The 26,069-nt window shown below is 67.3% G+C and carries 21 protein-coding genes; 14 read left to right on the top strand and 7 right to left on the bottom strand.

The features are described 5' to 3' along the window. The first annotated feature begins 40 nt into the window (after positions 1–40). A complete protein-coding gene (locus AB0E56_RS16110) occupies positions 41–484 on the top strand; it encodes a GtrA family protein (RefSeq protein WP_359800660.1) in 444 nt (147 codons plus the stop codon). 18 nt (positions 485–502) lie between these two features. On the opposite strand, the gene AB0E56_RS16105 is transcribed toward AB0E56_RS16110, so the two are convergent. Both AB0E56_RS16105 and AB0E56_RS16100 read right to left on the bottom strand, forming a co-directional pair. Then, a complete protein-coding gene (locus tag AB0E56_RS16105) occupies positions 503–1,960 on the bottom strand; it encodes a polysaccharide biosynthesis tyrosine autokinase (RefSeq protein WP_359800658.1) in 1,458 nt (485 codons plus the stop codon). A gap of 112 nt (positions 1,961–2,072) precedes the next feature. After that, the gene (locus AB0E56_RS16100; RefSeq protein ID WP_359800657.1) at positions 2,073–3,425 is read right to left on the bottom strand and encodes a polysaccharide biosynthesis tyrosine autokinase; all 1,353 of its coding nucleotides are present in this window, start codon (positions 3,423–3,425) and stop codon (positions 2,073–2,075) included. A 69-nt stretch (positions 3,426–3,494) separates the two neighbouring features. On the opposite strand from AB0E56_RS16100, the gene AB0E56_RS16095 reads away from it, so the two are divergent. The 6 genes from AB0E56_RS16095 (at position 3,495) to AB0E56_RS16070 (ending at position 10,171) form a co-directional block, all read left to right on the top strand. After that, a complete protein-coding gene (locus AB0E56_RS16095) occupies positions 3,495–4,682 on the top strand; it encodes a hypothetical protein (protein ID WP_359800654.1) in 1,188 nt (395 codons plus the stop codon). A gap of 133 nt (positions 4,683–4,815) precedes the next feature. After that, a complete protein-coding gene (locus AB0E56_RS16090) occupies positions 4,816–6,633 on the top strand; it encodes a nucleoside-diphosphate sugar epimerase/dehydratase (RefSeq protein WP_359800652.1) in 1,818 nt (605 codons plus the stop codon). Then, the gene (locus tag AB0E56_RS16085; RefSeq protein ID WP_359800650.1) at positions 6,630–7,760 is read left to right on the top strand and encodes an aminotransferase class I/II-fold pyridoxal phosphate-dependent enzyme; all 1,131 of its coding nucleotides are present in this window, start codon (positions 6,630–6,632) and stop codon (positions 7,758–7,760) included. Before AB0E56_RS16090 ends, AB0E56_RS16085 begins: the two co-directional genes overlap by 4 nt. Continuing rightward, the gene (locus AB0E56_RS16080) at positions 7,757–8,377 is read left to right on the top strand and encodes a sugar transferase (protein WP_359800647.1); all 621 of its coding nucleotides are present in this window, start codon (positions 7,757–7,759) and stop codon (positions 8,375–8,377) included. Before AB0E56_RS16085 ends, AB0E56_RS16080 begins: the two co-directional genes overlap by 4 nt. Continuing rightward, positions 8,370–9,047: a NeuD/PglB/VioB family sugar acetyltransferase gene (locus AB0E56_RS16075; protein WP_359800645.1), complete on the top strand. Its 678-nt coding sequence runs from the start codon at positions 8,370–8,372 to the stop codon at positions 9,045–9,047. The genes AB0E56_RS16080 and AB0E56_RS16075 overlap by 8 nt, the downstream gene beginning before the upstream one ends. After that, positions 9,044–10,171, top strand: a complete 1,128-nt coding sequence (locus tag AB0E56_RS16070; RefSeq protein WP_359800642.1) for a glycosyltransferase family 4 protein — start codon at positions 9,044–9,046, stop codon at positions 10,169–10,171. Before AB0E56_RS16075 ends, AB0E56_RS16070 begins: the two co-directional genes overlap by 4 nt. Here AB0E56_RS16070 and AB0E56_RS16065 read toward each other — a convergent pair. Further along, positions 10,157–11,314: a glycosyltransferase family 4 protein gene (locus AB0E56_RS16065; protein WP_359800640.1), complete on the bottom strand. Its 1,158-nt coding sequence runs from the start codon at positions 11,312–11,314 to the stop codon at positions 10,157–10,159. The genes AB0E56_RS16070 and AB0E56_RS16065 overlap by 15 nt on opposite strands. Before the next feature lie 199 nt (positions 11,315–11,513). Between AB0E56_RS16065 and AB0E56_RS16060 the strand changes: the two genes are divergently transcribed. Both AB0E56_RS16060 and AB0E56_RS16055 read left to right on the top strand, forming a co-directional pair. Next, positions 11,514–12,539: a hypothetical protein gene (locus tag AB0E56_RS16060; protein ID WP_359800638.1), complete on the top strand. Its 1,026-nt coding sequence runs from the start codon at positions 11,514–11,516 to the stop codon at positions 12,537–12,539. After that, the gene (locus tag AB0E56_RS16055) at positions 12,529–13,896 is read left to right on the top strand and encodes an oligosaccharide flippase family protein (protein ID WP_359800636.1); all 1,368 of its coding nucleotides are present in this window, start codon (positions 12,529–12,531) and stop codon (positions 13,894–13,896) included. Before AB0E56_RS16060 ends, AB0E56_RS16055 begins: the two co-directional genes overlap by 11 nt. 40 nt (positions 13,897–13,936) lie before the next feature. On the opposite strand, the gene AB0E56_RS16050 is transcribed toward AB0E56_RS16055, so the two are convergent. Beyond that, a complete protein-coding gene (locus tag AB0E56_RS16050) occupies positions 13,937–15,154 on the bottom strand; it encodes a glycosyltransferase family 4 protein (protein WP_359800633.1) in 1,218 nt (405 codons plus the stop codon). 11 nt (positions 15,155–15,165) lie between these two features. Continuing rightward, positions 15,166–16,431, bottom strand: coding sequence for a nucleotide sugar dehydrogenase (locus AB0E56_RS16045; protein WP_359800632.1), 1,266 nt, complete (start codon positions 16,429–16,431; stop codon positions 15,166–15,168). Between the two features lie 180 nt (positions 16,432–16,611). Between AB0E56_RS16045 and AB0E56_RS16040 the strand changes: the two genes are divergently transcribed. The 4 genes from AB0E56_RS16040 to AB0E56_RS16025 all read left to right on the top strand — a co-directional run bounded on the left by AB0E56_RS16040 (position 16,612) and on the right by AB0E56_RS16025 (position 23,203). Next, positions 16,612–18,582 (top strand): DUF4012 domain-containing protein, encoded by a 1,971-nt coding sequence (locus tag AB0E56_RS16040; protein ID WP_359800630.1) that lies wholly within the window; start codon positions 16,612–16,614, stop codon positions 18,580–18,582. Between the two features lie 63 nt (positions 18,583–18,645). After that, complete coding sequence (locus tag AB0E56_RS16035) at positions 18,646–19,773, top strand: nucleotidyltransferase family protein (protein ID WP_359800628.1); 1,128 nt, start codon at positions 18,646–18,648, stop codon at positions 19,771–19,773. Between the two features lie 86 nt (positions 19,774–19,859). Next, entirely contained in the window at positions 19,860–21,893 is a 2,034-nt protein-coding gene (locus AB0E56_RS16030; RefSeq protein ID WP_359800626.1) for an acyltransferase family protein, read from the top strand. Positions 21,894–21,967: 74 nt separating this feature from the next. Then, the gene (locus AB0E56_RS16025; protein ID WP_359800625.1) at positions 21,968–23,203 is read left to right on the top strand and encodes a hypothetical protein; all 1,236 of its coding nucleotides are present in this window, start codon (positions 21,968–21,970) and stop codon (positions 23,201–23,203) included. An 18-nt stretch (positions 23,204–23,221) separates the two neighbouring features. Here AB0E56_RS16025 and lepB read toward each other — a convergent pair whose 3' ends face one another. Beyond that, entirely contained in the window at positions 23,222–23,905 is a 684-nt protein-coding gene (lepB, locus tag AB0E56_RS16020) for a signal peptidase I (protein WP_359800623.1), read from the bottom strand. Between the two features lie 51 nt (positions 23,906–23,956). Between lepB and AB0E56_RS16015 the strand changes: the two genes are divergently transcribed. Next, positions 23,957–25,030, top strand: coding sequence for a DUF418 domain-containing protein (locus tag AB0E56_RS16015; RefSeq protein ID WP_359800621.1), 1,074 nt, complete (start codon positions 23,957–23,959; stop codon positions 25,028–25,030). 7 nt (positions 25,031–25,037) lie between these two features. Here AB0E56_RS16015 and AB0E56_RS16010 read toward each other — a convergent pair whose 3' ends face one another. Then, entirely contained in the window at positions 25,038–26,027 is a 990-nt protein-coding gene (locus AB0E56_RS16010; protein WP_359800619.1) for a MauE/DoxX family redox-associated membrane protein, read from the bottom strand. Positions 26,028–26,069: the final 42 nt, after the last annotated feature.

Genomic DNA, 26,069 nt, shown 5'->3' with positions numbered 1-26,069 from the left:
GGCGGGGCGCACGGGGATCAGCAAGTAGCCTAGTTGAGTCATGAATCCTCCCTCCCGACTGCGCCGACTCGTCGGCGTCGGCAGCCGCTTCCTCGTCGTCGGCGCCTTGAGCACCCTGATCGAGGTCGGTGTGTTCAACCTGCTGGTCTTCGTGTGGGGATGGGACGTGGTGACCGCGAAGATCGTGGCCTCGCTGGTCGCGCTCGTGAACGCCTACATCGGGAATCGGGAGTGGACCTTCCGCCACCGCGACCGTCGCGGCAGGGTGTCCGAGGTCGTGCTCTTCCTGGTGACCAACGCGGTCTGCACGGCGCTCGGAGCCGGTCTCGTCTGGGTGGGGGTCGAGTTCGCCACCGTCGCCCTCGGCCGTGCGCCCGGCGCGGTCGCCGTCAACATCGTCAATCTGGCGAGCATCGTCATCGTCGTGCTGCTGCGCTTCGTGCTGTATCACGGCATCGTCTTCCGGGTGTCGCCGGCGAAGTAGTCCTGCGGGCCCGACCGGTCAGGAACGAGCCGTCGAGCGCTTCTTCGCGCGCGGAGCCTTCTTCCGGCTCTTCGCCGCCCGATGGTTGGTGACGACATCGCCCTCGAGGTCGTGGGTCGCGCCGTAGGTGTAAGCGCCGTACCCGTAGCTGTCCGGCCCCTTCGTGGGCAGCATCGTGACCACGATCCCGAGCATCTGCACGCCGGCGGTCTCCAGGGCGCGCAGCGCACCGGACAGCTCCTGCTTCTTTGTCTTGCCGGAGGCTGCGGCGATGATGACTCCGCGGGTCTTGCTGCCGACGACCGCGGCGTCCGTCACCAGCAACAGGGGCGGGGCGTCGATGAGCACATAGTCGAAGTACTCGCCGAGCGACGCGAGGACCTGGTCCATCGCGGCGGAGCCCAGCAGCTCGCTGGGGTTGGGAGGTATCTGACCGCTGGGCAGCACGTACAGATCGGTGGTGCCCCACTTCTGCAGGGCATCGGCCACGTCGACGCGGCCGATGAGCACGTCGGTGAGGCCGACGCCGCCCTCGATCGCGAGGTAGTCCGCCACGCGGGGCAGGCGAAGATCGCCGTCGATCAGCGCGACGCGCGCTCCCGTCTCCGCGAGAGCGATCGCCAGGTTGGCGGTCGTGGTCGACTTGCCTTCGCCGGGGCCGGCGCTGGAGACGACGAAGATCCGGGGTCCGGAGTCGAGGTCGAGGAACTGCAGGTTCGTCCGCAGGCTGCGGAACGACTCCGCGCGAGGGCTGCGGGGGTCGGCGTGCACGATCAACGGCCGCTTGGGGGCATCCGGGTCGAAGGCGATGCCGCCGAGGACCGGACGATCGGTCAGCGTCTCGATGTCGTGGAGGGTGTGGATGCGGTTGTCGAGCACCGTGCGCAGCATCGCGACCGCGAGGCCGAGCGCGAGGCCGATCACGCCGCCGAGGATGATCAGCAGTCGCACGTTCGGGCTCGTCGGCGTGGAGGAGGCGACAGCGGGTTCGGTCACCGTGATCCGCACAGGGCTGACGGCTTCTTCAGTGGCGGGCTGCTCGAGCGTGGTCTGCACGGCCTTCTGGAAGCTCGCGGCGACGGCGTTGGCGATGGCAGCGGCCTGCTCCGGGTCGCCGTCGGTCACGCTGACGTCGATCAGCACGGTGTTCAGGGGCGTCGTCGCCGTGATGCGGCTGCTCAGCCCGGAGACCGAGTCGTCGAGGTCGAGTTCCTCGATCACGGGTTCGAGCACCAGTGCGGTGCCGACGACGTCGACGTAGCTCGTGACCATCTGCCGCGCGAACGTGGTGCCCTGGACGAGGTCGCCGGTGGCCGCGCCCTCCGTGCGGACGGAGACGTACAACTGCGTCGACGCGACGTACTTGGGCTGCTGCAGTGCGGCGTATCCCGCACCGCCGGCGAGACCCAGGATCAGCAGGACGAGGATCAGGATCCAGTTCCTGTGCAGGACACGCACGTAATCGCGAAGTTCCACGCGGCAGATTCCCCCTGTTGCAAAGCGACGTCAGCCGAGGGGCGAGCCGCGAAAATGGTATCCCGATATTCTTTCACAGCGGCGGCGGGACCACCGCCCGCCTGGCCGAGGGTCAGCGTGTGGCGGCCGACGTCGCGGTCCCGTAGGGCGTCTTCGCCGCGCCGTCGACCGGGGCCTTCGTGAGCACAGTGCCGAGCACCCTCGCGCCGACCGACTCGATGCTCTTCGCGGCGTCTGCCAGACGGTTCGCCTGGGTGGACCCTGCCGCGGCGATCAGCAGCGCGCCGGTCGTGACACGGGCGATCACCGCCGCATCCGTGACGAGCAGCAGCGGCGGCGCGTCGATGATCACGACGTCGAACGCATCGGCGAGCGCATCGATGAGCTGCTCCATGGCGGACGATCCGAGCAGTTCGGCCGGGTTCGGCGGCACGGTGCCCGATGGCAGGAGGAACAGGGTGCTCCGGCCCCACCGCTGGAGGACCTCGTTGAGACCGACTCGACCTGCCAGCACGTCGCTGAGGCCGATGCTGCCTTCGATGTCGAAGTACTCGGCGACACGGGGGAGGCGGAGATCGCCGTCGAGGAGCGCGACCCGCTGCCCGGCATCCGCGAAGGCGAGAGCGAGGTTCGCCGCCGTGGTCGACTTGCCCTCGCCCGGACCCGAGCTGGTGACGACGAAGACCCCCTGCCCGCCCGAGAAGAAGAAGCGGACATTGGTGCGCAGACTGCGGAACGCCTCGGCGCGAAGACTGTGCGGGGCGGAGCTGACCGCGAGGGGATGGTCGCCGGTGTCGGCGTCGAGGGGGATCTGCCCGAGCAGAGGAGCCGTGACAGCGGCCTCGACATCGGCGGCGACGCGCACGCGGCGATCGAGCGTCGCGCGCAGGAGAGCGACGCCGACACCGGCGGCGAGACCGACGACGGCGCCGAGCATCAGCGACACCTGCAGGTTGGGGGCGACCGGCTCGGTCGGCACCTGGGCGGGCTCGAGGGTGACGACCCGGATTGTGAACGCCGCCTCCTGCTCGCGCTTCTCGAGGGTGTCGGTGACGACGGTGGCGAAGCTCTCGGCGACCGCGTTCGCGATGCGCGCAGCCTGACCGGGGTTGCGGTGCGAGACGCTGATCGCGACGATCGTGCTGTTGAGCGCTGACGTGGCGCTGATGCCGGACGGCACCGCGTCGAGGCCGAGGTCATCGACGACGGGCGCGAGCACGAGCGAGCTCGTGATGATCGTGCGATACGTCTCCACCGCCTGCTTGGCGTACCCGGTCGCGAGAGCACGCTCGGCAGGCGTCGCCGTGTCCGCGACCTGCGCGGTCACCATGACCTCGGTCGTCGCCTGGTAGCGCTGCGGGGTGAGCATCGCGACGAGCGCCCCCGTTGACAGCCCGATGAGGAGCCCGGCGATGATCACCACGATCTGTCGACGGAACACCCGAAGGTAGTCGTGGATGTCCATGGCTCTCCAGCGTGGTCGGTGCGATCAGAGGTATCGTCTCCTGAGACTACCGATTCCCCTGAAGGTGACATGACGGCCCTGAGCGATCTCTTCCCGGACGGCCCGCGGGCCGGCGATGCCGGAGCGGCCGTGCTGGACGACCATCACACCGCCTGGCGACTGCGCGAGATGATCGGCGAGCCGCGGGCGAACACGTCCTCGATCCGGCCGCTCGCGGATACCACTCAGCTGATCGACATGGTCGAGGCGGCCAGGCGCACCGCCGTCTCCGTCGCCGTGCACACAGACGAGCCGGAGCGGACCCCGCGGCGGCCCCGACGCCGCGTCGACGCGCTCACGCTGTCCGCCGCCGTCGTCGCGGTGGTCGCGGTGGTCGCCGCGACGACCGTCGGCGGCATCCAGATGGCGACGGCCAGCCCGGCCGCCAGCGCGCTGGAGTCTCTGGAGGCCGATGAGGCCGCGGTGCAGAACGCCGCCCAATCGCTGAAGACGGCGCACGACCGCCTCGTCGCGGATATCGACGCGCAGTCAGCGGACATCACGGCACTCAGGGGTGCGCTGACCTCGACCGCGACGGTTCCCGATCCCGCCGGAGGCCCCGAGGACGCCCCGCTCGCCGTCTCCGACGACACGGCGCGCACGGCCGCACTCGCCGCGCTCGACACCTATGCCGCGGGACTGGCCGCGATCGTCGTCCCCGATCTTCCGCGGGAGTACGAGCGCCCGGACATCGACGAGGATTCCCTGGTGGAGGTCGGTGGCGCGATCGACGGCGTCCAGGAGCGCCTGGTCGCGCTGGACGAGGCGACCGCAGAGGCACGCGCGCTCCGCACCCAGCTCGATGCGCTCCGTCCTCCCGCCGACGCGGCCGTCGACGCCCTCGCCGCATCCTTCGGCTCGATGGCGGACGCCGCGGTCGCACGGTACCCCGATGCCGACGAGGCGATGCGCGTCGCCGTGTCCGATGCGGCGGCGCGGATCGCCGGAGCGGACCTGTGGGGGGCCGACGGACGGGCGGCGCTCGCTGCATACCGGGATGCGTTCGCCGCCCTGGCCGCCGAGCAGTTGCGGATCGAGATCGAGCGCGAGGCCGAGGACGCGACGCAGCAGTGGTGGCCGCAGAACGGCACGCAGACCCCGCCGTCCAGCGGAACGACCGATCCGACGCCCGTGGATCCGGTCGTCCCCGTCGACCCGGTGGAGCCCGTGGATCCGACGGATCCGGAGACCCCTCCCGACGGAGAGACGACGCCATAAGGCACAGACCTGCTCGTTCCCTGTGAGAACATGTCTTCAGGGGAGAACGAGAAGTCTGAGGGGGCTCCTGATCTTGAATCAGCAAGATGGATTCATCGACGTGTCGACCGGGGGTATCCCCATATCGTCTGAGGTGTCGGTGAAGCAGCGCCGTCGCCGCATGCTCGCGGCGGTGGTCGACGGGCTCGCGTGGAGCTTCGGTGTCACTCTTGCGATCGCGTTGCGATTCGAGTTCGTGATGGATGCGCGCGGCTGGATCGCGACGATCGTGCTCGCCGTCGTCGCCGGTGTCATCCAGGTCGTCGTCGGCTACGCGACCACGCTGTACCGCGGCCGGTTCACGTACGGCTCCTTCGACGAGGTCCGTGCCGTCGCTCTGATCGTCATCCTCGAGGCCGTCTTCCTCTCCCTGATCGTCATCCCGCTCGGACCGATCATCGGGGTTCCCCGGGGCACACTGCTCCTCGCGTTCCCGTTCGTGCTCCTGCTGATGTTCGGGGTGCGCTACATGTCGAGGCTTCTCATCGATCGGGCGCGCAAGCCCGGGGAAGACGCCGAGCCGGCTCTCATCATCGGTGCGGGATTCCTCGGCGACAAACTGCTCGCGAACATCACGACCGACCCGGCATCGCCCATCCGCGCCGTGGGGCTGCTGGACGACGACCCCGCCAAGAGGAACCTCCGTCTTCGGGGTGTGCCCGTCGTCGGCACCACGCGCGACATCGCCTCCGCCGCCCAGAGCACTCGCGCGAAGCTGGCGGTCATCGCGATCCCCAATGCCGACAGCACTCTGCTGCGCACACTCAGCGATCGGGCCGCTGCGGCAGGACTCCGGGTCGCGATCACCCCGACCCTGGCCACGCTCACCTCGGGGGAGGAGTCGGTCACCGACGTGCGGGACATCAGCATCGAAGACCTCATCGGCAGGCACCCGGTCGACACGAACGTCGAACTGATCGCCGGCTACATCACCGGGCGTCGTGTGCTCGTGACGGGTGCCGGAGGATCCATCGGGTCGGAGCTGTGTCGCCAGCTCGCCAAGTACGGTCCGAGCGAGCTGATCATGGTGGATCGCGACGAGACCGGACTCCAGGTCGCGCAGCTCGGCACGTCAGGGCACGGTCTCCTCGACACGAACGATGTCGTGCTCGCCGACATCCGCGACGTCGACACCCTGGACCAGCTGTTCGACGACCGTCGGCCCGAGGTGGTCTTCCACGCGGCCGCGCTGAAGCACCTGCCCATGCTCGAGCAGTATCCGGACGAGGCGTGGAAGACCAACGTCATCGGCACGCTCAACGTGATCAACGCGGCGCGTCGGGTCGGTGTCACCACCTTCGTGAACATCTCGACCGACAAGGCGGCCAACCCGACCAGTGTGCTCGGTCACTCCAAGCGCGTCGCGGAGAAGCTCACCGCGTGGGCGGGCGAGGAGACCGGGATGCGGTACCTCTCCGTGCGGTTCGGCAACGTGATCGGCAGCCGCGGGTCGATGCTGCCGACGTTCCAGCGACTGATCTCGGAAGGGCGGCCGATCACCGTCACCCATCCCGAGGCGACGCGGTACTTCATGACCATCCCCGAGGCGTGCCAGCTCGTGGTTCAGGCCGGTGGCATCGGGCGCGCCGGCGAGGTCCTGATCCTCGACATGGGAGAGCCCGTCTCGATCCTCGAGGTCGCCAAGCGCATGATCGCGATGTCGGGCAAGAACGTCGAGATCGTGTTCACAGGGCTCCGCCGAGGCGAGAAGCTGCACGAAGAACTCGTGGGATCGCGAGAGAACCTGGAGCGGCCGTTCCACCCGAAGGTGTCGCACACGAGGGCCGACGTGATCACCCCCGAGCGGCTCGACAAGGCGGGCTGGGAGGCGCGCATGATGTCGATTCCGCGTGACAACGACACGGCCATCATCGAGCCCATCCGCCTCGACGCTACGGAGAACACGCAGTGACCGGACGCATCTACATGTCCTCGCCCGATGTCGGAGAGGCCGAGGAGCACGCGGTCGTCGCGGCGATGAGGTCCGGATGGATCGCCCCGCTCGGGCCCGACGTCGACGCCTTCGAGCGCGAGCTCGCCGACCGTATCGGGGTCGCGCACGCGGTGGCGCTGAGTTCCGGTACTGCCGCCCTTCACCTGGGTCTGCTCGCGATCGGAGTGAAGCCCGGCGACGTGGTTCTCACCTCGTCGATGACCTTCGCCGCGACGGCCAACGCGATCGTGTACACCGGCGCCGAGCCGTATTTCATCGATGCCGACGCCACGACCGGCAACATGGACCCCGCGCTGCTGCGCGAAGCACTCCTCGAACTGCGCGCCGCGGGGGAGCGGATCGGGGCGATCGTCCCGGTCGACCTGCTGGGCAAGGCGGTGGACTACACCGCCATCCTCGCGGTGGCCGACGAGTTCGATGTTCCGGTGCTGGCGGATGCCGCGGAGTCGCTGGGCGCCGTCCACGCGGGTCGCGCGGCCGGCAGCTTCGGTCGTGCATCGATCGTGTCGTTCAACGGCAACAAGATCATGACGACGTCCGGCGGCGGGATGCTGCTCACTGACGACGCGGAGCTCGCCCAGAACGTGCGCTACCTGGCCACCCAGGCGCGGCAGCCGGTCGTGCACTATGAGCACACCGACATCGGCTACAACTACCGGATGAGCAACCTGCTCGCGGCTCTCGGCCGCGCCCAGTTGTCGCGGCTCGATGCCATGATCGCCCGACGTCGCGAGATGCGCGAGCTGTACAAGCAGCTGTTCGCCGAGGTCGACGGCGTCGAGGTGTTCGGAGCCGAGGGCGACGAGGACGACAACGTGTGGCTGACATCCATCCTGGTGGACTCCTCGGTGACCGGATGGGAGCCGTCCGAGCTCGCGGCGGCGCTCGCCGAAGGCGACATCGAGAGTCGTCCGCTGTGGAAGCCGATGCACGCCCAGCCGGTGTTCGACGGGGCGCGCAGCAAGACCAGCGGTGCGTCGGAGTCGCTGTTCGCGCGGGGTTTGACCCTGCCGAGCGGTTCGGCCCTCACCGACTCCCAGCGTGAGCGCGTCGTCGTCGCGATCCGCGGTTTCCTCGACCGATGAGCGCGCGGGTCCGTCCGTACGACTTCGTGAAGCGCGGGCTCGACATCGTCGCGTCCGCCGTAGCGCTCATCCTGCTGTCGCCGGTGATCGTCGTGACGGCGGTGCTCGTCGCGGTGAAGCTCGGGCGGCCTGTTATCTTCGCCCAGGAGCGCCCTGGCAGGGGCGGACGGATCTTCACGCTGTACAAGTTCCGCTCGATGCGCTCGGTGGACGCAGCGCGGGGATGGGTGACGGACGCGGATCGGCTCACTCCGTTCGGTGCGCGTCTGCGATCGACGAGCCTCGACGAACTGCCGAGCCTGTGGAACGTGCTGAGGGGCGATATGAGCATCGTGGGCCCGCGGCCGCTGCTCGTGGAGTACCTGGATCGCTACACGCCCGAGCAGGCACGCCGACACGAAGTGCGACCCGGCGTGACAGGACTAGCGCAGGTGACCGGTCGTAATGCGATCTCGTGGGAGAGCAAGTTCCGGCAGGACGTCCGGTACGTCGACCACCGCAGCGTCGGACTTGACCTGCGCATCGTGATCGCCACGATCGGCTCCGTCGTGAAGCGCGACGGCATCTCTGCAGAAGGACATGTGACGATGGCGAAGTTCGGTGAGGGCCATGAGTGAACGCATCGTCGTGATCGGTGCCGGGGGCTTCGGCCGCGAGACCCTCGACATCGTCGAGGCTCTCGTCGAGGCAGGCCGGGACCTCGAGCTCGTCGGCGTCCTGGACTCGGGGCCGAGCGAGCTCGACCTGAGCCGGTTGGCGGAACGCGGGACCGTCTATCTCGGCACGGAGGATTCCTGGCTGCCCGTGTCGTCCGGCGATGAGCGATTCGTCGTGGCGATCGGTTCGCCGTCCGTTCGCGAGACCGTGGTGAGACGCCTCTCAGGCGCCGGACGACGTGCAGCCACTCTCATCCATCCCCGAGCCGTGATCGGTTCCCGGGCTCGGATAGGTGATGGCGTCGTCGTCGCCTCGGGCGTGCAGGTCTCCACGAACGTGACACTGGGCGACCACGTGCACCTCAACCCGTCGAGTGTCATCGGTCACGATGCGGTGCTGTCGGACTTCGTCTCGGTGAACCCCGGAGCGATCGTCTCGGGCAACGTCGCTGTGGAGCCGGGCGTCCTCCTCGGCGCCGGCTCGGTCGTCCTGCAGGGGTTGACCGTCGGTGCGGGCGCGACGGTGGGCGCCGCGGCGTGCGTGACCCACGATGTGCGGCCAGGGGCGACCGTCGTGGGAGTCCCGGCTCGCGAGGCCGTGCGAGCGGATCAGGAGGGCGCGTCATCATGACGGCTCCGATGAGGGTCCTTCTCGCCGTCCAGCCATCGGTCAGCCATTACCGGGCGCCGTTCGTGCAGAGTCTTGTCGAACAGGATCGGATCGACTTCGAGCTGGTCGGCCGTGTGAACCGCACGATGGGGACCAGCGGAGACCCGGAGTCGGCGAACGACGAGGTGCTGCAGCGCGTCGGCGAGCTGCGGCGCGTCGGGCTGTTCCGCGCCCTGTACTGGGACCGTGGTCTGGTACCTCGGGTTTTCCGCACCTCCGCGCAGGCGATCGTCCTCGAGGGCAACGTCTACGGCCTCTCGAACTGGATCGCGATCGCTGTCGCACGGCTGCGTCGGCGCAGAGTGGTGTTCTGGGGGCATGCCTGGAAGCGACCCGAGTCCGGCGCGAAGCTCCGTCTCAGGCGTACGTTCTACGGTCTCGCGGACGGGCACCTGACCTATGGTGAGTGGGCTCCCGCGTTCGCCGGGACCGTCGGACTGGATGCGCGCACCTTCGTCCCGGTGTTCAACAGCATCTATCCGCGTCGCGAGATCGTATCCGAGACTCCGCGTGCGCACCGGCCATCGCCGAGCGGGCGGCTGTCGCTCGTCTACTCCGGCCGGTTGACGGTGCGGCACAAGGCGGACGATGCGGTGTCGGCCGTGATCGCGGCCAACGCTCAGGGCCACGATGTGCGGCTCACTCTGATCGGCGACGGCCCGGAGCGCGAACGGCTCGAAGAGCTTGCGCGCGACGACGAGAAGATCGAGTTGCGCGGTGCCGTCTATGACCTCGATGAGCTTCGCGAGGTGTACCGGAAAGCGGACTTCGCCGTGTCTCCGGGTGCGACCGGCCTCAACGTGATCCAGGCTCTCGGGTTCGCGGTTCCCGTGATCGCCGCGTGCGGCGATCCCCAGAGCGGCCCCGAGATCGAAGCGGTACAGGAGGGGGTCACGGGCGTGCTCTACCCCGCGACAGCAGGCCTGGAGGGGCTCGTTCAGTCCATCGCCGCGACGGCGGCCATGCCCGACGAGGTCTACAGCGCACTCTCCGCCGCGGGGCGTGCCCTGGTGGAGGAGCGTTACACCGCGGAGCGGCATGCTTCCGCCGTCGTCAGCGCACTCGGGCAGCTACTCGGAGATTGAGACCGGGTCGGCGTTCATCGCCGCACGCAGCTGTGCGAAGTACTTCTCCGCGATGGATTCGGCGCGGAAGTGCCGTTCGGCGTGCTCACGCGCTCTGGAGGAGTGATCGTGCCAGTCGGATTCGTCCGCGAGGAGGCGGGAGACCGCGTCGGCCGCGATGTCGCCATCCGCGGGTACGACGAACCCCGCGTTCGATTCGGTGACGATGTCCCGCATGGCGCCGGCATCGCTGACGACAGAGGGGAGTCCGGCCGCCATGGCCTCGACCAGTGCGCCGGGGATGCCCTCCGTCTCTGACAACAGCACGAAGATCGAGCTGGAGTTGCGCATGTAGCCCGACACATCGTCGCTGAACTCGATGTGATCGATCGCTTCATCGAGGCCGAGTTCGGACACCGCGGAGGTGAAAGCGGTTCGGTCGGAAGGGCTCGCGAAGGGCCCGAGGAAGATCGCGCGACGGGTGGGGTCCTGCTCCCGGAGCCGTGCGAGTATCTCGAGGACGAGGAGCGGTCGCTTTCGCTTGCCGATGACTCCGACGAAGATCAGAGTCTGCTTGTCGAAGCGATCTGCCGCCGTCTCCTGGAAGAAGCTCGCGGAGACAGGATTCATGATCAGATGAACGTGCTCGGCGGGCACTCCGCCCTGGCGGAGCTCTTCGGCGATCTCCTCTCCGAGGGCGAAGCCCCCCGCAGCTCTGCGACCGATGAAGCGGACGAGCTGCGAAATCCCCGGGATCCTCGTGGAGCGGCCGCGGAGGGAGAAGTCGGCGCCGGCTGCCAGCGGGACGAGCACGTAGGGGATGCGGAAGGCGGCGCACGCGAGTGCGGGGAGGATCTTGTAGAGATAGGTCCCGTGGAAGTGGACGACATCGAGCCGCCGGTGATCCACGATGATCCACCATGTCGCGGTGAGGGCCCAGGCGAGCTGCCGCAGCGGGCCGCTGTCGCCGACCCGCATCGAGCGCACCGGAACGAGCGAGGGGTCGGTCTGATGTCCCGGGCGTTCCCCTGCATAGACCCTCGGGTTCACGACACCGCGCAGCGGGCCGATCAGCCGCTTGAGGAAGACACCGGGACCCGTGTAACCGATCCCCACGCCCGAGGGCACGAAGAAACCGATCGTCGGAACCGTATCGGTTGTCATCTGTACTCCCTCGAGCGATCGCGGATCGCCATTCTCGCGTGACCCCGCCCATGGGCTCTGCCTCTCACTCTATCGGCCGGTCCCGCCGTCGATGGGGCCTGAGGAGCTGCGCCCGGCCGCGATAGGCTGGGAGCCGTAAAGATACACGCCGTTGCGTGCGCTGACCGATGGTCGGTTCATCGTTCAAGAGGGGGATCCTGTGCCTGCCGTCGAGTTGCCGAGCACGTCGACACTGCTCGACCATCTGTCCGAGTTCCGCGGGCGCCGGGGGTATCTCATCGATGCCGCGCACGGCAGCGGGAAGCAGATCGGCAACCACGGCGATGCGCTGATGTTCGATGTCTTCCGGCGGATCGCTCAGGAAGCAGGGATCTCCTGGGTCGCGGACCCCGCCGACGCCGAGATCCTCGTCGTTCGACCGAACGGCGCATTGCTTGAGATCTACACCTTCCCCGACCTGTTGGCGCAGGAACTGCGCCGGCTTCCCGACATCCCGCTCGTGATCTTCCCGTCATCGGCGTTTTTTCCGACTCAGGACCCGTCGCACATCTTCGAGGGGCGTTCGGCGCCGGTCGTCTGGGTGTTCCGCGAGCGCTACTCGTTCGAGCACATCCGTGACAGCTGGGCACCGCAGCTCGAGGCGCTGAACGTGCGACTCGTGCTCGACCACGACGTCGTCGCCGGCGGGAACCGGTACGTCAGTTCGTTGATCGGTTCGCCTGTGCGGGAGAAGCACGTTCTGATCGCCGCTCGAATCGATGCGGAGGCGCCGACGGGCAAGCCGATGGTCAAGTCGTCCAAGAGTGCCGCGGGCCCCTCACGTCTCAAGCGCGCCATCGCACGCATGCTCACGAAGACCGAACCCGGGCCCGTTCGTCGACTCGGGTTCCGCGTGTACAACCGCAAGAGATCGACGACGGCGAGCGCTGCGCTTCTCGAGAAGCTTCCGGCGGCGGAGAGATCGGCGGTCGAGGCTGCGCGCGGGAAGACGGTCGCCCTCGATGCCAGTGCGAAGCACCTCGTCTCCTACGGGGAATACAAACGATTGGTGCGAGATGCCTCCATCGTGGTCACGGACCGACTCCATGTGGCGCTTCCTGCGGCGATCATCGGCAAGCAGGTGATCCTGGTGGAAGCCGGATACCACAAGCTCACCGGGGTGTATCAGCAGTCCTTGACCGCGCTGCCGAACATCACACTCATCAACGCCGTCGATGACGAATAGCGTCTCACGAGCCGCCCGAGGAGTCCTGGGGCTCTCTTTGGGGACGTTCATCGTCCAGGCCGTCTCCGCCGGTTCGCAGCTCGTCCTGGCGGCATGGCTCAGTCCGTCGGAGTTCGGCCTATGGGCGTCTGCCGTGTCCGCGATGACTCTCGTGACCGCTCTGACGAACTTCGGTGAGGTTTCCGGCTACCTTTCGGGGCAGGGAGTCGGGTATCGGGCGACTCGGCGGCGCGCATTCCGTGCGAACGTCATGCTGGTCGTCGCCGGGCTCGCGATCGCGGGGCTGTATGCGCTCTGGGACAAGCCGGAGATCGCTCTGTACTGTCTCGTGCTCGCACTGGCCATACCCCTCAGTGGCGACGTGGACGTCAAGATCGCCGCCGTGACCCGGCACGACGGCTTCGCCTCGATCGTGACCTCGCAGGCCACGGCTGCTGTCGCGAAGTTCGGCATCGGGCTGCTGATCGCCGTCCTCACGCATTCGGCCATCGCCATCGCCGTCTCGACAGTGGCGTACTACATCGTGTTGAGCCTCGCGATCTCTCGACGGGCACGGACGTTGACGGCGAGCGAACCGATCAGCGCCGAAACCCCTCTGGCTCGTGCGCGCTTCTCCTGGGCGGTGAATTCCTACGCGATGAGCCTGCCCATCCAAGCCGTCTTCCTCGCGGGGCAGCTCTTCCTCACGCCTGCGGACCTCGGCGTGATGTATGTCGCGATGCAGGTGACGCTCGCGCTCAGCAGCCTCATCAGCGTGCCGCTGAACCGGGTCGCGCTCTCGGCATTCGCGAAGACGTCGAACGAAGAGCGGGAGAAGCTCGCTTTCGGGCTCGGCTTCCTGGTCGTGGCATCGGTCACGTGGCTCTCCGCGGCGATCGGTCTGGGTCTGGTCCTGCTCTCCGGCTTCATCCCCGCGCTCTGGCAGCATGCCGTGCCGTTCGCCCTCATCCTCCTCGCAGGACTTCCGCTGAGGATTCTCTCCCCGGTGCTCGAAGCCCGGCAGCAATCGGCTCGCGAATGGTGGCACGCGACGGGGTTCAGTCTGGTGGATGCCGTCGGCTCGGCGGTCGTCGTGCTCGCCACGTCTCACGCGGGCGATCTGCTGATCGTCTGCTTCGGGATCACCGTATGGAAGGCACTGGTGGGTGTCATCCGCACGCTGGTCGCCTTGCGTCGGCTCTCGCCGACGGCGCTCGGCGCCCTGATCGTGACCAGCCTCGCGGCCTGCGGCGCGCTGCTCTCGGGCTACTGGGTGGTCCCCGTGTACGGAGTCATCCTCGTAGCGGGATTCGTGCTGGCCGTGGCGTTCCTGTCGGTTCGACTCATCCGTCGGCGCCGCGCGCGAGCCTCGTCCTGACGCACGCGCTGCCGAGCGTCCGGATGCGTGTCGCTTCGGGTCAGCGTCGGACGTCGACCGCTTCCAGGGTGTCCGCGAGCTGACTTGCGAGGTCGTCTCTCAGGAACTTCTCGCGAGCGAGGGCGCGAGCGTTGCGGTGAGCGGACCGACGGACGGTCTCGTCTCCCGCGAAAGCGACGAGTCGCGCGGCGGAACCCGGGATATCCGTGCGGTCCAGAACGAGTCCGATCTCGTGCGTACGAATGAGGTCGGCCTGCCAGCCCTCGTGGTTGATCGCGATGGCCCGACCTGCGGCCAAGGAGTCGAAGAACTTGTTCGCGCTGTTCGCGTTCATCGCCGGGTTGTCGGTAACCACTGAGGTCGTGATGTCGGCGGCCGAGAGCACACTGGGAATCTCCGCTTTCGGCACGGGAGGCAGGATTCGCACGCATCCGTCCAAGAGGCCGAACTTCTGCGCACGGTCGCGGACGGCTTCGAACCGGGCCCCGGTCCCGATCAGGACGAACGTCACGCGAGGATCGATCTTCACCGCCTCACTCGCGACCTCGACGAGGAACTCCACCTCGTTCGCCGCACCGAACGTGCCGGTGTACACGACCAGCGGAGCATCGGAGGCGATGGCGTTGGATTCCCGCCAGGCTCGCCCGAGGGCGGGGTCGACGTCGAACAGCTCCACGTCTGCGGCATTGGGTATGACCGTGATCTCATCCGGATCCGCGCCGTGGGCGATGGCGTCTTCTGCCATGCCGGGCGAGAGCGTCACGACGTGCGCGGACTTGCGGTACGCCTTGCGTTCGAGGGCCCGGGCAAGCCGCTGGGCGATCGGATTGGACAGGTAGCCCAGGGCGATCGGGACCGTCGGCCAGGAGTCTCTGACCTCGAAGACGATCGGTGTCTTGCGTCCCGCGACCGCGTACCAAGCGGGGAGGAAGATGGTGAGAGGCGTGCTGGTGGCGTAGATGACGTCGGCTCGAAGCTCACGAGCCAGCCTCGCCGACGCCAGCGCGAAGGTGACGAACGCGCGTATGCGCTGCAGCGGCGTCATCGAGTTGTCGTAGGCGACGCTCTTGCTGTGGACGTGGAAACCCTCCATGGGCGTGACGGTCCAGGCTCGCTCATCCCCGCTCGGGTCGCGATCCGAGGTGATCATGTGAACGTCGTGGCCCCGGCCAGCCAGACGCCGCGCGAACTCGTAGGAGCGGGTGCTTCCGGATTGTGCGGGCGTGTTGAAGTACTGGTGGAGGTAGACGATTCTCATGCGTCTGCAGTTCAGAGCGCAGTGATGCGCTCACCGCGCAGGACATTGCGGGTGTCGAGAACGTGTGTCTTCGACTCGGTGATGATCCGGGCGTCGAAATCGTCGTGGTCGGTGACGACGATGGCGAGATCGAACGCGTCGATCCCGTCTCGGTTCAGGTCGACTCTCTTCGCGTCTTTCGGCCACTGGTGCTCCGACACGTGCGGGTCGGCAGCCGACACCTCGGCGCCGAGCTGGTTCAGGAGCTCGATGATGCGCGTCGATGGGGCTTCGCGGACGTCGCCGGTGTTCTTCTTGTACGAGAGTCCGATGATCACGATCTTCGAGCCGTTGACGGCCTTCTTTTGCGTGTTGAGCAGATCGATCGTGCGCTCGACGACGTAACTCGGCATGTGCTCGTTGATGTCGTTGGCCAGTTCGACGAATCGGAAGGACTTGCCCAGTTCACGGCGGACCTGCCACGACAGATAGCTGGGATCCACCGGCAGGCAGTGGCCGCCGACTCCCGGACCCGGCGTGAACTTCATGAAGCCGAACGGCTTCGTCGCAGCCGCATCGATCGACTCCCACACGTTGACGCCCAATTGGTTCGCGAAGACGGCGAGTTCGTTGACCAGTGCGATGTTGACATGGCGGAAGGTGTTCTCCAGGAGCTTCGTGAGTTCGGCCTCACGAGTGCCGGAAACCGGCACCGTCTGATCGACGATCCGATCGAAGAAGGCCTGGACGTGCTGGAGCGAGGTCGGATCGATCCCGGAGACGACCTTCGGAGTGGTGCGGAGGTTCCACTTCTTGTTGCCGGGGTCGATACGTTCCGGAGAGTAGCCCGCGTAGAAGTCGCTCCCAGCCCGAAGCCCGCTGCCCGATTCCAAGATCGGCACGAGAAGCTCTTCCGTCGTCCCGGGGTAAGTCGTCGATTCCAGGATCACGGTGGCGCCAGGCTGGAGGTGGGCAGCGAGGGAACGACCCGCCTCCTCGATGAAGGTCAGATCGGGAAGCGACTCCCTCAGCGGCGTCGGCACGCTGATGACGGCGATGTCGAATCCACTCGCGTCGTCGTAACTCGTCGTCGGCGTGTAGCGCCCGGACTCCAAAGCGTTCGTCAGCTCGGCCCCTGTGATGTCCTCGACGAACGATTCGCCCTGAGCGAGCGCACGCACGCGACGCTCGTCGATGTCCAGGCCGATAACGGTGAACCCCGCCTCGACCGCCCGCATAGCGACGGGCAGCCCGACGTATCCCTGACCGATTACTACGACTTTCTGCGGCGTGGACATGTGACCCTTCGAACAAATGGAGATCGTGACGCGGCGACGTCTGCGAGTAGCGGCGCATGGACATAGGCAAGGCGCAGCCGTGTGAAGTCTAGCGAACACGGAAACCCGCAGAGCGGGAACGCCCCGATGAGCGCCGGACCGTGCAGTCGACCGTCAGCCGCGCTGTGCTTCAATCGGATCATGAGCGACTCTCCCGACCAGCCGCCTGCCCTCCGGCGTGACCGTGCCCGGCGAACGACAGACGAGAGCATGCAGGCTCTCTTCGCTACGCCGACCGGTGACGACGCCGCGGTCAGCCGGTCCGGGGGTCCGGGGTCGGAGACGGGAACGGCGACGAGCGCGTCATCCCCGCGAAGCAGCCGCCAGCGAGCGCCCCAGCGCAGGAAGCGGCGGTGGATCTGGATCTGGAGCGCCGTGGTGGTCATCGTCGCCATAGGAGTCGGAGGCGCATTCATCGCGAAGCGCGTGTATGACCAGGCGATGACGGCTCGGACGCACCTGACCGCAGCGATGCCCTACGTGGACAAGGTGAAGTCGGCGATGTTGGCCGGCGACGTCGACGCTGCAGGCGTTGCCGCCAGTGCCTTCGTCGATCAGGCGTCTGCGGCCAGGGGGGCGCTCGACGGCCGCCTGTGGACCACGATCGAACAGGTGCCGCTACCCGTCTTCGAGAATCTTCGAGCCGTACATACGGTCGCGGACGTCGCGGAAAGAGTCGGAACGGAGATACTCCTTCCCGCATCGACCATGAGCCTCGCCTCACTCGCTCCGGCAGGCGGCCGAATCGACGTCGCCGGGCTCGCCGCGATCCAGTCGACGGTCGCCGACATCGGACGAGCGGTCGACGGCATCGATGCCCAACTCGATTCGATCGACCGCGGCGCCCTCATCGATCAGGTCAGCGCCGGTGTCGAACAGGTCGACACGGCCGTGGGCCAGGTCCAGGAACTCACAGGCCCTGCCGCGGACATCCTCGGCATCCTTCCCGGATTGCTGGGGGCGGACGGCCCGAAGAACTACCTCGTCATGTTCCAGGGGAACGCCGAGGTGCGCGCCAGCGGCGGCAGCCCGGGATCGTTCGTGCTCCTGCGCGCGGAGAACGGCGCCATATCATTCGAGCGCAACGTCGCCGCGACCGAGTTCCCGTTCGCCATCCCGGAGTCCGTCGTGCCGCTCGATGCCGAGACGACGGCCCTGTATTCCGACATCGTGGGGCGTTGGACGGCGAACATGACGTCCACCCCCGACTTCCCGACGACGGCGTCTCTGATGCAGGGGTGGTGGGCGACGGAATTCGATGACCAGGTCGATGGAGTCATCTCGGTCGACCCGGTCGCCTTGAGCTATTTCCTCGCAGCGACGGGTCCGCTCACCCTCGAGACCGGCGACGTTCTCAACAGCGAGAACGCCGCGGCGCTGCTCATGAACGAGGCGTACTTCAAGTACCCGGACGGCCGCGATTCCAACATCTTCTTCGCCGGCGCCGCGGTCTCGGTGTTCAACGGGCTGCTGGCCGGGGGAGCATCGCCGGTGAAGCTGATCGACGCCGGCGCTAAGTCGGCTGTCGAAGGGCGATTGAAGGTCTGGGTCCCCGATCCCGCGGTGACGGAGGTCATCGGTGGATCACCCGTCGCCGGCGTACTGCCGGTCGACAATGAGGACGAGACGGCGATCGGCGTCTACTTCAACGACACCACGGGGTCGAAGATGGACTACTACGTCGATGCGGACATCGCGGTCGAGACGGACCAGTGCACGGCGGCGGGCGCCCCGAGCTGGACCACGACCGTCAACCTCCACAACGGGATCACCCGCGAGGACGCGAACGAGCTTCCGCGCTATATCACGGGACCCTACTTCACCCCCGGCGACATCGGCACCGACTACATCGTCTACGCACCGGTGGGTGCGACCATCGAGAGCTGGACGGTGAACGGAGCGGCACGCGATGCGCTTGCACACACGACGCACCTCGGGCGCGACGCCATCCGCGTGAACGTCGTCCTCCCGCCGGGCGAGTCCGCGTCGCTGCAAGTGGTGATGAAGGCTTCCGACGGAGTCGGGAGTGCGTCGTTCGGTCCGCTCGTGGTGAAGCACACTCCGATGGTGCGGGATACCGCGGTCGACATCGTGGCTCCGGGCTGCGACTGACGGCAAGGCTCAGCGGTGAATCCGTTCGCCCCGTCTCGCGATAGCATTCCGCACGGAGGGCAGATGTCGTACTGGGTGGCCGCGAGCTTCGGCGCGCTGGATGTGCGTGACCACGACCTCGCAGCCGAGGGGTACGAATTCGTCGTCACGCCGATCCGTCCTTCGCCGCCTCAGATCCTGTGGGGTGACGGTGCAGCACTCTGGTGCGAAGCGCTCGATTCGGCAATCGACGACTCCGACGTCGACGAACCCACACGAGACGCTCTGGACACGTTGGAGGATCTGGGTCTGCTCGTGCGATCCGAATCGCCCACCGTGCCGAGCCGTCAGGCGAGTCCGCCCTGGCTCGTGTCGTACCAGCATGAGCTCGTGTACGCGCTGCTGAGCAACGTGGCCGAGCAAGCGGGAATCGACATCGTCTTCATCAAGGGGCCGGTGCTGCACTGGCAGGGCCTGCGCAGCAAGGAACACTCGGGCGACGTCGATTGCTGGGTGCGCCCGGGTGACGAGACGATCCTGGCTGAAGCCATGGAGAGGTGGGGCTGGCGAGCCGCGCGCACCGCGTTCGACGGGACCCCTATCGCGCACTCTCAGACCCTGATGCCGGGGGACTGGGGATGCGAGATCGACGTCCACACGCGCTTCCCAGGCGTTACCATCGACGATTCGGCGGCGTTCGATCTCGTGCTGGCCGACACGGTCACCCGCACGTTCGCAGGCACGCGAGTTCTCGTCCCATCGCCGGACATCCATGCGGTCATCTATGCACTCCACGAATTGCGTCCGGTTGCGGGGAGACGGCACACCCCGGAGCAAAGGAGCGCGGCCGTCCGCGCGCTCACCAGCGCCGGCGACTCGACCATCGACGTCACCGAACAGCTCGGGGCCGGATTCGTTCTGAAGGACGCCCTGTGCGAAGGATTCCCCGACTTCGATCCGTCGGGGATCAGCACTCCGATCCCAGCTGACTGGGGGTGGCGGTCGGTGGTCTCAGTGCCCCGGCGCCAACTGGCTGCCGTCCGGCTGCTTCCCTGGAGGCAGCGGGCGCGCGTGGTGCGGCGACTGGTCTGGCCCGAGCGCGACGCGTCACGGCGAATCCGTGCCGCATCGGAACTCCCCCCGAAGGCCGTCTTCCTCGTGCGGGTGAAGCGTCTGCGCGACGGTTTCGTGAGACTGCTCCGGGGAGACTGACGCGCTCGCCGAAGCACCAGGTGTCGGCGGAGGCGTCATATGAGCGGTGTCCGTTCGGGGGCCGTGCCAGCGGATACAGTCGACGTATGGAATCGCGCAAGTCCCTACGGGGCGCACGGGGACCACTACGCGAAAAGTCTTCAGACTTCCGACCTGACATCCAGGGGCTGCGTGCGGTGGCCGTGCTGGCCGTCGTGCTGTACCACGCGGGACTCCCTTTCATGCCAGGAGGCTACGTCGGCGTCGATGTCTTCTTCGTGATCTCCGGATTCCTGATCACGACCCACCTCCTCCAGGGGCTCGCCAAGGACGGACGGGTGCGCTTCGCGTCGTTCTACGCCCGAAGAGCGCGTCGAATCCTCCCGGCCTCGTTCGTCGTGCTCGTCGCCACCGTGCTCGCGGCCCTGATCTGGGTGCCCCCTCTCCTGATGAACGAGGTGTGGCGTGGCGCGGTCGCCACCGCGCTCTACGTACCGAACATGTTGTTCGCTGTCGAGGGGACGAACTATCTCGCGGAGACGACGCCGTCGCTGTTCCAGCACTACTGGTCCCTCGGGATCGAAGAACAGTTCTATCTCGTCTGGCCTCTGCTCCTGGCGCTCGGATGGAGGTGGCTCCGCTCTCGGCGCGTGCTCTTCGTCGCGCTCGTGATCCTGGTCGCGCTCTCGTTCGCCGCGGGCCTCGTGCTGACGTTCCGGAACCAACCGTGGGCGTTCTTCCTGCTCCCCACACGAGCATGGGAGCTGGGAATCGGAGGCATCGCCGCCTTTCTTCTGTTGCGGCGGCCGCGTCTGATCCCGGCATCCCTGGCCGGAGTTCTGGGCTGGTTCGGCGTCGCGTTGATGGTCGGCCCGGTCTTCCTGTTCACGTCGCAGACGGCCTTCCCGGGTTACTGGGCGGCCGTGCCCGTCGTCGGAACCGCGCTGGTGATCCTCGCAGGCGCCTCACGCTCGCGTTTCGCACCGACGACAGTGCTCTCCCTCGGCGGCATGCAGTTCATCGGCAAGATCTCCTACTCCCTGTATCTGGTGCACTGGCCAGTGCTCCTGGTGCCCCAGATCGTCGCGGGCTACGCGAACCCGCTGCCGCTGTGGGCGACTCTCGCCTTGTCCGGGGTGTGCATTCCCCTCGCCTGGCTCCTGTTCCGCTACGTGGAAGAGACGGGTCGGTCGACGACCTGGTTGGTGAAGGCGCGCCCTCGGAGATCGTTGCTCGCGGCTCTCGCCGCCTCCGTGCTCTGCGTGGCCCTCGCCGCAGGGGCTCTGCTGTACTCGAACTCCCGGCCACTGTATGCGGACCGGTCAGCCGATGCGGCGTCGGTCAGCCCCGAGCCCGAGTTCACACCGTTCGTCCCGGACAACCTCGTTCCTGCGCTGCGTGCGGCGTCGGGAGATCAGCCCGACACGTATGACGACGGGTGCCACCTGTCCTTCACGGACACCGAACTCGAGCCGTGCGTCTACGGGGACCCGGCTGACCCCAGGATCGTGCTCTTCGGAGACTCGCATGCCGCGCAGTGGTTCCCCGCGCTCGAGGAGTTCGCCGTCGCGAACGGTTACTCACTGGAGAACCGGACCAAGAGCTCATGCGCGTCGATTTCGGCGACGATGCTCCGTGACGGTGTCCCGTACACCGAATGCGACGAGTGGCGCAGTGCCGTGATCGCCCACCTCAACGATGAGCAGCCCGCCTTGGTGCTGCTGTCGAATTTCGGCTACAACGAGATATCCCACGCCGAGGACGACGAGAGCGGCGCCTGGGGGGAGGCGCTCCGCCGCACGCTGGAGGCGATCGAAGCGCCGACCGCGGTCATCGCCGACACTCCGAACCTGGGCGAGACGCCGTCTGTCTGTCTGTCCGCCCATCTCGACGATACCGCCGCCTGCGCCCTGTCCCGGGACCGGGCAATGGGCTCGCCGACGCGAGCGATCGAGAAGGAAGTGGCTGCCGCTGACGGTGCGGGCTACGTCGACTTCACCGACTACATCTGCGGTGCCGACGTCTGCGGGACGATCCAGGGCGACACGCTCGTGTACCGCGACGCCCACCACCTCACGGCATCGTTCTCCAAGCTCCTCGCGCCTGCTGCCGACCGCCTTCTCGCTGACGTCATCGGATGACGGATGCTAGATTCCATGACGGGACATACGGAGGTCTGGACGAGGTGACAGGTGTAGGCGCAGCCAGCCGCGAGGTGGAGAACTCCCCGCGAGTCGACCTCGTCGACTCTTCGGAACCTGTGGAGAACGTCGTCGGCGTCGCCTCGTTCCGCACGCTGGCGGTCCTCCTCTGGGCGGCGTCCGTCATCCCCAGCGCCGTCCTGCTGCTCTCGGGATCGGGTCGTGTATGGAATGAGACGATCGCTTACACCCCGGCCACGCAAGCGCTCCGGAATGTCCTGGTGTACGCGGTGCTCGGGTGGTCGGTCATCATCATCCTGCGGCACGGCACCCAGCTGCTCCGACGCCCCTTCGGGACGATCGCCCTCGTCGCGCTCGCGCTGTTCTATCCGGCCCTCTCCGGCTACTTCCACGAGGATGGCAGCGCCGATGAGCTCTTCATCGCGTTCGTCTCCCTCGTCGTGGTGCTCGCCGTGTTCTCCCTCCGCCTCCACACGCGAGTGCTCAGCATCGTCGGCGGGCTCGGCGCGCTCACCGGTGCTGTCAGTCTCCTCATGGCATGGCGGCGGCCAGAGACGGCGTTCGTCGTCGAAGGCGGCGGGCGGGTCCTCGCTGGTCCGTTCGACAACAGCAACTATCTCGGAACCGTGCTGATCCTCTCGCTTCCGTTCGCTCTTCTCATCCGGAGGAAGATCGTTCGGTTCGCCTCGATCCTGCTCATCGCCGCTCCGATCCTCATGGGCGGGTCGACGACGAGCATCGTCACGCTCGGAGTGTTCGCGCTCATCGGCGTCCTGATGTTCTTGTTCCGGGCACCGCTGTCTCGCGCACGCATACTCGGCGTAGCGGGAGGTATCGCCCTCCTCGCGACGATGATCCTGCCCCACGTCGTCAACGACGCAGGAGCCTTCACCAGCCGCGGCGCGATCTGGGCGCTCGCGAATCAGAAGATGATGGACTTCATCCCTTTCGGCGCCGGCGAAGAGTGGTTCGAGGCGAACTCTCGGTCCACGGGATTCTCGATCAACCATGCGCACAACATGCTGCTGCATCCGTTGATCGTCGGCGGCTTGCCCTACCTTGGGGCCGTTCTCGCGCTCATCATCCTTCTGCTCGTCTTCGGGGTCCGGCTGACTGCTCGTGGCGGCAGCATCGCCCCTGCGGCATACGCGGTGATGCTGATCGTCGCCGGCGCGGTCGGCAGTTTCTTCATTCTCGATGCTCGCGACCTGCGTTATCTGGCGACCGGGTTCGTCGTGGTCACGTTGCTGTCCATCGCGACGGCTCGGCGAACGAGCAACGCCGACTGAGAAACGGGGCGTCGGTCTCTACGGTCCGCCCCACCGGCTGATCGGCCACAGGATCGGCCCGGCCTTGCCGAAGGCGTCGGCGCGCATCATCCAGCGAAAGCACTCGTCTCCTGCGGCCACATCGCCGCGACAGCGATACACGGAATCGGCGGAGTTCGCCCGGTTGTCGCCGAGGACGAGGTAGGCGTTCTCCGGAACAGTGACCGCGGGGAAGCAGCGTGACGACACGGGCACGGTCTCGCAATCCACCTCGCCGGCGGCATAGGGAAGGTTCTCGACCACGTAGGGCTCGTCGATCGGCTCTCCGTCGACCAGAACTGAGCCGTCGGCATCACAGCATTCGACCGTCTGCCCTGGGCCCGCGATCACCCGCTTGACGAGGACGTACGGACGGATGCCGGTGGTCTCTCCGGCCCAGTGCAGTGCAGCGGACAGCCAGTTCGTCGGCGCGGCGGGTTCATCCCCCCAGTTGTCGTCCGGACGGAAGACGACAATGTCCCCCGGGGTAGGGTCGGCGGCGACGTACGCCAGGCGATTGACGATCAGCCGGTCCCCGGGCTGCAGGGTCGGCGACATCGAACTCGACGACGGCTGCCCGACGAAGGCGACGATCAGCAGCGTGAGGGTGAGCGCGAGCGCCACACTCGTCCAGACGCTTCGGAGAGGATTGCGGCGCCGTCGAGGTTCGTCGGTGATCGTCATCGTGACTTTCTCTGGTCGCGCAGTCGGGGGCACACCCAATAGTGTCAAAGAATGGGTCGAGAAGCCGACGTCCACATGACGCGCACCGACGAGTCCGTCCTGTCGCCGTCGCGTCTCGAGAGGCTCGTGGTCCCCGATGTCCTGCGTGGCGTGGCCATCGTGGCGATGCTCATCGCCCACGCCGGGCCGATGGTTCCGGAGCGCTCCGGTGCCGTCTCCTTCGTCATCGCGATGTTCAGCGAAGTGGCGTCGCCGCTCTTCGCGCTCGTGATGGGCATGTCGGCGCAGATCGTCTGGAACCGCGGTCCGCGTATACCGGTGACCCTGCTGCAGCAGGCGATCCGTGGCATCTTCCTCATCGCGCTCGGAGTGTGGATGGCCACCTGGGGGTCCTGGGTCGCAATCGTGCTCGCCCACCTCGGGATCCTCCTCCTCATCGGGGTGCCCCTGCTCCTCGCCCGGACCCCGTGGGTGATCGGGATCACCGCGGTCGTCCTGGTGATCAGCGATCCCCTCGTGCGTCTGGCCCGGGGATGGGAATGGGCCTACGCCGCACCGAGCCCACTGCGCGACGTCCTCGACTGGGTGGTGATGAGCCCGCACTACCGGCTCGTCAATCTCCTGCCCTTCTTCCTCCTCGGCGGTCTGCTGATCCGTCATGGGCTCCGCCGTGATCGCCTTCTGGGCGTCATCGGCGTCGTCGCGGTGGCGTCTTATCTCGCGTGGGGTGCGGCCGCCTTCCTCGACCGTGGCGGAATCCAGTCCGGCGACTACCTGGACACCCTCAAGGACATCGGACTCGTCTTCGCGGTCTACGTCGTGGTCGTCCTCGCCGCGACCGCGCGTCGGGAAGGAGCGAAGCGGTTCTGGCAGCCGGTCTTCGTCCCGTTGATCGCGTGTGGTCAGGTGGCGCTGTCGCTGTACCTGCTCCACGTCGGCATCATCGCGCTGTATGCTCGCGCCTACGGCCGCCCTGTCGAGAACTTCTGGCCCGGGTGGCTCGTGATCGTTCCCGGCGTGATCCTGGTGGGTTGGCTCTGGTGGCGGTTCGTCGGCACCGGCCCGGTCGAATGGGTGATGGGATGGCTCACCGGCCGGCGCAAGCCGCTTCTCCGTCGCCGCTGACGGCGGCTCACACGGGAGTCACGTCTGCGAGTGCCCGGATGCTGTCGATCAGCACGGCGACGTCGTCACTGCCGCGCGCGAGCGGCCCGGCCTGAGAACCGTTCGTGCCGATGAGAGCGCCGACGGGGGCGACCCCTCCGACCTCGAGCGCGCTGTCGAGTGACCCCCCGATGTCCAGCGCGAAGCGGGCAGATGCCGGGATGCTGTGCGAAGAGCCCGTATCCACCATGCCCGCCGTGAGCCGCTGGACGACGTAGACGTCCACGAACGGTGCCAGCTGCTCTTCCGCCGCGTCGAGCGACGCGATGGCGGTGGCGCAGGCGTGGCACCCCGGAGACACGAACAGGAGAAGTCGTGCGCGCGCGCCGGGGGCGAGGACATCGACGACCTCCGCCGTGCCGGGGAGGAGCACCGCACCGGCTCCGCGGGGGATCTGACCGGTCTCGGCGGCCGCGATGCCCGACGCCCGCACGATGGACCAGACTCCGGTGGCGATCAGCAGGCCCGAGCCGACGGCGCCGATCGCGACGGGCACAGCCGTCTCGGAGCCTGCGACGGCCAGGATGCCGACGGGAAGCGACGAACCGAGGGCGGCGAGTGCAGCGGCGAGCGCCGACAGGGCGATGACGGTGAGGACTGCGTTGCGCACGATGAGCCGAGGGCCGACGACAGAGGGGAGCCATTCGCCGAAGCACCCGCAGTCGTCGTCAGCACCGAGCCGGTCGGCACGGATCACTGCGATCAGCATCCCCGCGGAGAGCACGAGTGCCAGAGCGGTGAAACCGACGAAGAGCCATCCCGTCGTCAGGAGCAGTCCGACCGCCACGACCGCCTCGAGCGTGATCAGCGCCACCGCCGCGGCTTGCACGTGATGCACCGGGATGCGCAGCGCCGCGAACGCGGTGCGTCCCCGATCCGAGGAACGCAGCTTGCCGAGGGCACTCACCGCGAAGACGGCCGCGAGGAAGACCGCTAGCGGGAGGAGGAACGCGATCATGGGGTCATTATCCTGTATCGACAGAGCGACCGGACCCTGAAG

Origin of the sequence: Microbacterium sp. NPDC028030 (assembly GCF_040637855.1) — a bacterium.
GTDB lineage: Bacteria > Actinomycetota > Actinomycetes > Actinomycetales > Microbacteriaceae > Microbacterium.
Note: the sequence above shows the minus strand (reverse complement) of the source record. Positions and strands in the feature narration are given on the sequence as shown.